This is a genomic window from Streptomyces sp. NPDC058955 (assembly GCF_042741435.1).
In the GTDB taxonomy this organism is placed as follows: domain Bacteria; phylum Actinomycetota; class Actinomycetes; order Streptomycetales; family Streptomycetaceae; genus Streptomyces.
This window is the reverse complement of sequence record NZ_JBHYKM010000181.1, coordinates 1-8,503: the sequence shown is the minus strand read 5'-3', so window position 1 is coordinate 8,503 and position 8,503 is coordinate 1. Positions and strand designations below refer to the sequence as shown.

Genomic DNA, 8,503 nt, shown 5'->3' with positions numbered 1-8,503 from the left:
AGAGAGAGTGTGTTCGGGGGGGTGGGGGTGTTTTTCCCCCGGACACGATCGAGTTGCGCGGGGGCGCGCGGTGGGCGGGGGCGGGGCGGCGCCGCGGCCCCCTTCCGCGTATGCGTACGGAGTCCTACTCGGCGAGGACGGCCTCCGCGTCCAGGGTGACGGCGACCGCCTGGATCACCGCGGCGATCTTGAACGCCTCCTGGATCGTCTCGCGGTCGACGCCGGCCTTGCGCAGGACCTGCTCGTGCGAGTCCAGGCACTGGCCGCAGCCGTTGATCGCGGAGACGGCCAGCGACCAGAGCTCGAAGTCGACCTTCTCGACGCCCGGGTTGCCGATGACGTTCATCCGCAGACCGGCCCGCATCGTCCCGTACTCGGGGTCCGACAGCAGGTGCCGGGTCCGGTAGAAGACGTTGTTCATCGCCATGATGGCGGCGGCGGATTTGGCGGCCTGGTACGCCTCGGGCTTCAGGTTCGACTGCGCCTCGGGCTCCAGCTCCTTCAGCACCTTCGGCGAGCGCGAGGCGATCGCGCAGGCGAGGACGGTGCCCCACAGCTGCTGCTGCGGAAGCTCGCTGTTGCCGATGACCGAGCCGAGGTTCAGCTTCAGGTCCTTGGCGAAGTCCGGGACGGCGGCCTTCAGCTCATCGAGGGCCATGCTCACTCACCGGCCAGGAGCTTGCCGGCGTCGAGGGTGTCCTCGCCCTTGTTCCAGTTGCAGGGGCAGAGCTCGTCGGTCTGCAGGGCGTCGAGGACCCGCAGGACCTCCTTGGGGTTACGGCCCACGGAGCCGGCGGTCACCATGGTGAACTGGATCTCGTTGTTCGGGTCCACGATGAAGACGGCGCGCTGGGCGAAGCCGTCCTCGCCCTCGACGCCGCAGTCGCGCATGAGCTCGTGCTTCGAGTCGGCGAGCATCGGGAAGGGCAGGTCACGCAGGTCGGCGTGGTCCTTGCGCCAGGCGTGGTGGACGAACTCGGAGTCGCCGGAGACGCCGAGGATCTGGGCGTCACGGTCGGCGAACTCGTCGTTCAGCTTGCCGAACGCGGCGATCTCGGTCGGGCAGACGAAGGTGAAGTCCTTCGGCCAGAAGAACACCACGCGCCACTTGCCCTCGTAGGACTTGTGGTCGATCTGCGCGAACTCCTTGCCGCTCTCCAGCGACACGCAGGCGGTCAGGTCGTAGGTGGGGAACTGGTCACCGACAGTGAGCACGCGCTCTCCTTGCAGAACGGAAGGGTCCCTTTTGGGGGCTTCCATGAGGGGTTGGACGGATCACAGCATGGCACGCAGTGCATTGATCAGGGAAATAGCTAGAGTGGGTCGTGTTGATCGAAGGTGGTTATCAGTGGCATCCCCGTACGCGGCCCAGCACGGCCCCCAGCGCGCCAAGCAGCCCAGCCTCTCCCAGCTCAGAGCCTTCGCGGCGGTCGCCGAGCATCTGCACTTCCGGGACGCGGCCGCCGCCATCGGCATGAGCCAGCCCGCGCTCTCGGGCGCGGTTTCGGCACTCGAAGAGGCACTCGGTGTCCAGCTCCTGGAGCGGACCACCCGCAAGGTGCTGCTCTCGCCCGCCGGCGAGCGGCTCGCGGTCCGCGCCCGGGCCGTCCTCGACGCCGTCGCCGAGCTGATGGAGGAGGCCGAGGGCGCCCGCGCCCCCTTCACCGGGGTGCTCCGCCTCGGCGTCATCCCGACCGTCGCGCCCTACCTGCTGCCGGCCGTGCTGCGGCTGACCCACCGCCGCTACCCCGAGCTCGACCTCCAGGTCCACGAGGAGCAGACCTCCTCGCTCCTGGAGGGCCTCGCCGCCGGCCGTCTCGACCTGCTGCTCCTCGCCGTGCCGCTCGGCGTCCCCGGCGTCACCGAGCTCCCGCTCTTCGACGAGGACTTCGTGCTCGTCACCGCGCAGGGACACCCGCTGGCGGGACGGGACGACATCCCCCGGGAGGCGCTGCGGGAGCTGCGGCTGCTGCTGCTCGACGAGGGGCACTGCCTGCGCGACCAGGCCCTCGACGTGTGCCGCGAGGCCGGGCGCGAGGACGGCGCCGAGGTCACCACCACCGCGGCCGGCCTGTCGACCCTGGTCCAGCTGGTCGCCGGCGGGCTGGGCGTGACCCTGCTGCCGCGCACCGCCGTCACCGTCGAGACCGCCCGCGACCCCGCCCTGCGCACCGGCTCCTTCACCGCCCCGGCCCCCACCCGGCGGGTCGCCCTCGCGATGCGGTCCGGCGCGGCCCGCCAGTCCGAGTTCGAGGAGCTGGCCGAGGCGCTGCGCGAGGAGCTGGCGGCGCTTCCCGTACGGGTGCTCGGCGCGGACGCCTGAACCCGCGCCCCGTCCCGTACATCCGCCCGACGGGTTACTCCGTGCGCAGCCCGTCCGCGCGCATCAGCCGCCACAGCAGCGGCAGGCTCAGCAGCGTCACCGCCGCGATGAGTCCGGCGCCGATGCCGACGACCGGCAGGAAGACCGACCAGTCGTGGACCCGCTGCTCCGTCATCGCGAGCAGCACCGAGCCGAGGCCCAGACCGCCCGCCACCGCGAGGGCCAGGCCGACGGCGATCGGCACCGCCGTCTGCCACAGCACCGACCAGCACAGCGTGGTGCGGCGGGTGCCGAAGGCGACCAGCGAGGAGAGCAGCCGCTTGCGGTCCCGCAGCTGCTCCAGGGTCGTGACCAGCAGCGAGGCCGCCACCAGCAGCATCGTCAGGGTCGAGCCGACGAGTATGCCGGTGCGGACGCTGAGGAAGCGGGCGCTCTGCTCGGTGTCGCTCAGCCCGCGGACGTTCGCGGTCGGGTCGAGCGCCAGGGACACGTTCCGGACCAGTTCGGGGGCGTCCGGGCGGGCCGGGTCGAGCCGGACCATCACCTCCGCCCGCGGGTACTCCAGACGGGACGCGTCGATCGCCTTCGGGGTGGCGAGCAGCCCGTAGTGGTTCATCCCGGCCGGGTCGGGGCGGGCCGTCACGGTACGGGCGCCGCCGGGGACCCGCCACAGCGGCATCGTGCCCCGGTGCCGCTCGGGGTCGCGGAGCGCGACCCGCGCGCCGGGGCGGGCGGCCTTCCCGATCCACTCGGCGTCGGGAGCGTCGGTGGCGCCGGGCCTCGGCTTCACCACGAAGACGTCGCCGTCCGCGCAGGACGTCAGCACGGCGAACTCGCGGAGCGAGGCGCAGTCGCCGACGGCGATCGGGGTGAGCGGCGCGAAGTCCTCGCCCGGCTTCAGCGGGCCGGGCCGGAAGACGTGCGACTCGATCGTGCCGATCGCCCCGGTGACGCCGTCGACCGCGGTGAGCCGGTCGATCGCCCGCCGGGCCTCGCCGCCGTCCCGGACGTCCAGGCTCGCCTGGAGGTGGGCCCGGGTGGTGTCGTGGCCGGTGGACGAGGTGAGGTCCCGCTCCATCGCCTGGAAGAGCATCTGGAGCGCGATCGCCCCGGCGGCCGCGACCACGATCCCGCTGACCGCGCGGGCGGCGGTGCCGCTGGACAGCTGGAGCCGGCGCACGGCGAGCTGCCAGGAGACCGGGCCGCCGCGCAGCCGCTTCACCGACGACTCGACCAGCCACGGCAGCAGCCCGGTCAGGCCGATCAGCACGAGGACGGTGCCGCCGCCGATGGTGGCGGTGTCGATGCCGGTGTCCGTGATCCGGATCCCGCCGATCGTCGGCGCGAGCAGCGCGGCCCCGGCGGCGAGGATCAGCAGCCGCCACCACAGCCGGCGGCGGCGCGGGGTGGAGGTCCGCACCACGCCGAGCGGTTCGATCGCCACTCCGCGCAGGGCGAGGAGGGTGACCACGACGGAGGCGACCGGCACCACGGCGAGCACGAGGAGCGCCAGCAGGGTGTGCGGGACGACGTCCGCCGGGAAGGCGTTGACGTCCCAGATCTCGACCGTCCCGGCGAACTGCCGGGCGACCAGGAAGAGTCCGGCGCCGAAGGCCAGGCCGAGCAGCGCGCCGGCCAGCGACTCGCCGGCCGCGATCCGCCGGGTGGTGGCGTTGTCCGCGCCGACGAGCCGGAGCGCCGCGAGCCGGCGGTCGCGCTGCTCGCCGCCGAAGCGGGCGGCGGTCGCGATGAAGACCAGGACGGGCAGCAGCAGCACCACGTACGCGATGACGACGAGGAGGAGCAGGAAGGCGTTCATCGGCTCCTCGGGCACCGACCAGCCGTAGCGCTCGGCGCGCCCGTCGTAGTTGTCGGTGGTGAGGAAGCCGGCGTGGGCCACGTACCGGAGTTCGTTCGGGCCGATCAGCCCGGCCGGTCCGATCGTCCCGACCGCCCGGTAGGGGATCCGTTCCCTGAGCAGGGCGCCGTCGGGGGAGGCGAGGAGTTCGGCGAGGGCGGGGGAGACCAGCATCTCGCCCTCGGCGGGCACCCCCGTCGTCCCGGGCGGCGCGGGGGCCTTCGGGCCCTCCGGCCTGAGCAGCAGGCCGGTGAGGCCCTCGCCCCGGAAGGAGGTGTGCTGCGTGTAGTGGAGGAAGGTGTCGGGGCGGGGATCGGCGACCTCGTGGGAGGCGTCGGCGGCGCGGGCCGCCTCCCGGACCTCCCGCTGGAAGAGCATGTTCGGCAGCGAGGAGGCGAGCAGCAGCAGGGCCACGCCGAAGCCGACGCCGGCGGCGGTGAACAGCGTGCGGAGCAGTCCGGAGCGGCCGCCGGTGACGGCGAAGCGGGCCCCGAGGGCCAGGTCGCGACCCCAGCCGCCCGGGCTCACGCTGCCCACTCGGTGTCGCGGACGGAGCCGTCGCGGACCACGACCTCGCGGTCGGACCAGGCGGCGACGCGGGCCTCGTGGGTGACCAGGACGACGGCGGCGCCGGTGTCCCGGGAGGCGTCGGTGAGCAGCCGCATCACCCGCTCGCCGTTGAGGGAGTCGAGGGCGCCGGTCGGCTCGTCGGCGAAGATCACCCGCGGGGAGGTGACGAGGGCGCGGGCCACGGCGACCCGCTGGCCCTGGCCGCCGGATATCTCGCCGGGGCGCTTGCCCGCGGTGTCGTCGACCTCCAGGCGGGCGAGCCATTCGACGGCCCGGGCCTCGGCGGCCTTCCGCCTCTCGCCGTTCAGCCGGAGCGGCAGGGCCACGTTCTCCGCGCAGGTCAGCTCGGGGACGAGCTGGCCGAACTGGAAGACGAAGCCGAAGTCGGTGCGGCGCAGGGCGCTGCGGGCGGTGTCGGAGAGGGCGGTGAGGTCGCGCCCGTCGTAGGCGATGGTGCCCGCGTCGGGGCGGACGATGCCGGCGAGGCAGTGCAGCAGGGTGGACTTGCCGGAGCCGGAGGGGCCCATGACGGCGACGACCTCGCCGGCGCGCAGGGCGAAGTCCGCGCCGGCCAGCGCCGGGGTGGGGCCGTACGCCTTGGCGAGGCCGGCAGCGCGAAGCAGCGGTGCACTTGTCATCGGCGGACCTCCTCGGCGAGCCGGTCGAGGCGGGCGGCGGTCAGTTCCAGCCAGCGCAGGTCGGCCTCCAGGTGGAAGAGGGCGTGGTCGCAGATGAGCTGGTCGGCGAGGTCGCCGTCCTTCTTGCGCCGGGTGAGCTCGCGCATCAGGCGCAGGTGCTCGGCGCGCTGGGTGTCGAGCAGTTCGGCGGCCCCGCGGCCGGTCATCAGGGCGAGGACGACCTTGGTGTAGAGCGTGGACTGGAGGTACGGCTCCGGCTTCTCGGGGGTCGCGAGCCACTGGGCGACGTCGGTGATGCCGGCGTCGGTGATCGCGTACCGCTTGCGCTCGGGGCCGCCGCCGGGTTCGACGCCCTCGACGACGACGAGGCCGTTCTTCAGGAGGCGGGACATCGTCGAGTAGACCTGGCCGTAGTGGAGCGGCCGGTCGTGGCCGAACCGCTCGTCGAAGGCGCGCTTGAGGTCGTAGCCGTGGCGCGGGCCCGTTTCGAGGAGTCCGAGAAGGGTGTGACCGATGGACATGGCGGTCACTGTACACGGCGTGTATACGCGAGGTGTATAGCTGGCCGGGGCAGACGCCGAGGAGAAGCGCACGAAAACGGAACCGGTCCTTCACGCAACCATCACGTCCGCCCGGACGTCGGTTCCCCTGGGGGTGGGTGCTGATTCTCACGTCCTGAAAAGGCGTGATCGGTTGCCCTATGTCCGCACTGTCGGTGTTAGCTTGCTGAGCTGATCCGGCGGGTTCGCCGGGCCAGGGGCGGCGGGACACACGACGAGCGGAGCGACACGACACATGGGCCGACCGGACAAGAAGGCGAAGAAACGGGGCATACGCCGCCTCTTCACCTGGAAGAAGGTCCTGGGCGCCTTCCTCCTGCTCGGCCTCGTCGGCATCGGCGGCCTCTACACCGTCTACCTGCTGGTCCCCGTGCCCACGGCCAACGCCGAGGCGACCATGCAGAGCAACATCTACAAGTACTCCGACGGCACGATCCTCGCCCGCACCGGCGAGATCAACCGCGAGATCGTCGGCCTGGACAAGATCCCGCTCCCCGTCCAGCGCGCCTTCGTCGCCGCCGAGAACAAGACCTTCTACAAGGACAACGGCGTCGACATCAAGGGCACCACCCGCGCCGCCTGGAACACCCTCACCGGCAAGGCCAAGCAGGGCGGTTCGACGATCACCCAGCAGTTCGTCAAGAACTACTACCTGAGCCAGGACCAGACGGCGACCCGCAAGCTCAAGGAGATGGTCATCGCCGTCAAGGTCGACGAGGAGATGACCAAGAGCGAGATCCTCGCCGGCTACATCAACACCAGCTACTACGGCCGCTCCGCCTACGGCATCCAGGCCGCCGCCCGCTCGTACTACGGCACCGACGCCGCCAAGCTCACCACCGCCCAGGGCGCCTACCTCGCCTCGCTGCTCCAGGCCCCCAACCAGTACGACTGGACCTCGGCCAGCGCCACCGGCCGCAAGCTCGTCGAGGACCGCTGGAACTACGTCCTCGACAACATGGTCGAGATGGGCTGGCTCCCCGCCGCCGAGCGCGCCGGCCTGAAGTTCCCCGTCCCGCGCGAGCCCAAGCCGCTCCCCGGGATGGAGGGCCAGACCGGCTACATCGTCGAGGCCGCCAACCAGGAGCTGATGCGCCAGGGCGTCAGCGAGGAGGACATCAAGGCCGGCGGCTGGACCATCACGCTCAACATCGACCGGCAGAAGCAGAAGGACCTCGTCGCCGCCGTCGACGAGCAGCTGGAGGACAAGATCGACCGCAAGGGCGACAAGAAGGCCGCCACCGTGCAGGCCGGCGCCACCTCCGTCGACCCGAAGACCGGCGCGGTCGTCGCGATGTACGGCGGCATCGGCGCCACCGAGCACTGGATGTCCAACGCCACCCGGCGCGACTACCAGCCCGCCTCCACCTTCAAGCCGATCGTCCTCGCCTCCGCCCTCGACAACGGGTCCGAGACCCAGGACGGGCGCGAGATAGGACTGCACACCGTCTACGACGGCACCAGCAAGCGCCCGGTCGTCGGCAGCGAGATCCCCTTCGCCCCGGAGAACGAGGACGACTACTCGTACGGCCCCGTCACCGTCCAGCGCGCCACCGACAAGTCCATCAACTCGGTCTACGCCCAGATGATCGTCGACGTCGGCCCCGAGAAGACCAAGAAGACCGCCCTCGCCCTCGGCATGAAGGACGGCCAGGACTTCGGCGCCACCCCCGCCATGTCGCTCGGCACCATGGGCGCCTCCACCCTCGACATGGCCGGCGCCTACGCGACCCTCGACAACCACGGCAAGAAGGTCAACCCGGCGCTCGTGAAGAGCGCCCGGCACAGCGACCGCCAGGTCGACATGGTCAAGCAGACCGGCGAGCAGGTCATCAGCCGCCGGGCCGCCGACACCGTCACCCGGGCCATGACCGGCGTCGTCGCCAACGGCTCCGGCTTCCGCGCCGCCGGCGACTACGAGGCCGCCGGCAAGACCGGCACCTCCGAGAACAACCGCTCCGCCTGGTTCGTCGGCTACACCCCCGAACTGGTCACCGCCGTCGCCCTGTTCGGCGAGGACACCTCCGGCAAGATCGCCGAACAGGTCACCCTCACCGACGCCATCAACCCGGGCCGCGCCAACGGCGGCAAGACCCCCGCCCTGATCTGGGGCGACTACACCGAGCGCGCCCTGAACGGCGGCTCGGACGCGAGCTTCGACCTGGAGACCGAGGAGAACACCGGCGGCTACGGCCAGCCGACCTGGACGACCGGCCCGACCGAGACCGAGGAGCCCACCGAGGAGCCGACGGAGGAGCCGACGACCGCGCCGGCCACCACCGCCACCACGCCCCCGGCCCCGACCACCACGACGGCCACGCCCCCGCCGACGCCCACCCGGAACCCCACCACCACCCCGCCGCCGACCCAGGAACCCACCCGGGAACCCACCAGCACGGCGACGGTCCAGCCCCCCGACACCGGGAACCCCGGCGGGGGAGGCGGCGGCGACGAGAGCGGCACCACGCCCGGCCTCGCCACCCAGCAGCCCCGCTGACGTGCAGCGGTACGCCGAAGGCCGGGCCCCCCCGCGGGGGGGGGGGCGGAGGGGGGA

General features: G+C 72.2%; 7 protein-coding genes. 2 read left to right on the top strand and 5 right to left on the bottom strand.

The window, feature by feature from the left end; genetic code table 11:
- Window positions 1–124: 124 nt before the first annotated feature.
- Window positions 125–658, bottom strand: a complete 534-nt coding sequence (locus tag ACFW1I_RS36575) for an alkyl hydroperoxide reductase (protein ID WP_362184639.1) — start codon at window positions 656–658, stop codon at window positions 125–127.
- Between the two features lie 2 nt (window positions 659–660).
- Entirely contained in the window at window positions 661–1,215 is a 555-nt protein-coding gene (locus tag ACFW1I_RS36570) for a peroxiredoxin (RefSeq protein ID WP_031011300.1), read from the bottom strand.
- Window positions 1,216–1,348: 133 nt separating this feature from the next.
- On the opposite strand from ACFW1I_RS36570, the gene ACFW1I_RS36565 reads away from it, so the two are divergent.
- The gene (locus tag ACFW1I_RS36565) at window positions 1,349–2,323 is read left to right on the top strand and encodes a LysR substrate-binding domain-containing protein (RefSeq protein ID WP_384678129.1); all 975 of its coding nucleotides are present in this window, start codon (window positions 1,349–1,351) and stop codon (window positions 2,321–2,323) included.
- 34 nt (window positions 2,324–2,357) lie between these two features.
- On the opposite strand, the gene ACFW1I_RS36560 is transcribed toward ACFW1I_RS36565, so the two are convergent.
- Genes ACFW1I_RS36560 through ACFW1I_RS36550 form a run of 3 tightly spaced genes read right to left on the bottom strand, consistent with a single transcriptional unit; the run spans window position 2,358 to window position 5,910 of the window.
- Entirely contained in the window at window positions 2,358–4,718 is a 2,361-nt protein-coding gene (locus ACFW1I_RS36560) for an FtsX-like permease family protein (RefSeq protein WP_384678127.1), read from the bottom strand.
- Window positions 4,706–5,389 (bottom strand): ABC transporter ATP-binding protein, encoded by a 684-nt coding sequence (locus tag ACFW1I_RS36555; protein ID WP_384678125.1) that lies wholly within the window; start codon window positions 5,387–5,389, stop codon window positions 4,706–4,708. The genes ACFW1I_RS36560 and ACFW1I_RS36555 overlap by 13 nt, the downstream gene beginning before the upstream one ends.
- Window positions 5,386–5,910 (bottom strand): PadR family transcriptional regulator, encoded by a 525-nt coding sequence (locus ACFW1I_RS36550; protein WP_384678123.1) that lies wholly within the window; start codon window positions 5,908–5,910, stop codon window positions 5,386–5,388. The genes ACFW1I_RS36555 and ACFW1I_RS36550 overlap by 4 nt, the downstream gene beginning before the upstream one ends.
- A 274-nt stretch (window positions 5,911–6,184) precedes the next feature.
- Here ACFW1I_RS36550 and ACFW1I_RS36545 point away from each other — a divergent pair, with 274 nt between their 5' ends.
- Window positions 6,185–8,446: a transglycosylase domain-containing protein gene (locus tag ACFW1I_RS36545; RefSeq protein WP_384678121.1), complete on the top strand. Its 2,262-nt coding sequence runs from the start codon at window positions 6,185–6,187 to the stop codon at window positions 8,444–8,446.
- The last annotated feature ends 57 nt before the right edge of the window (window positions 8,447–8,503 follow it).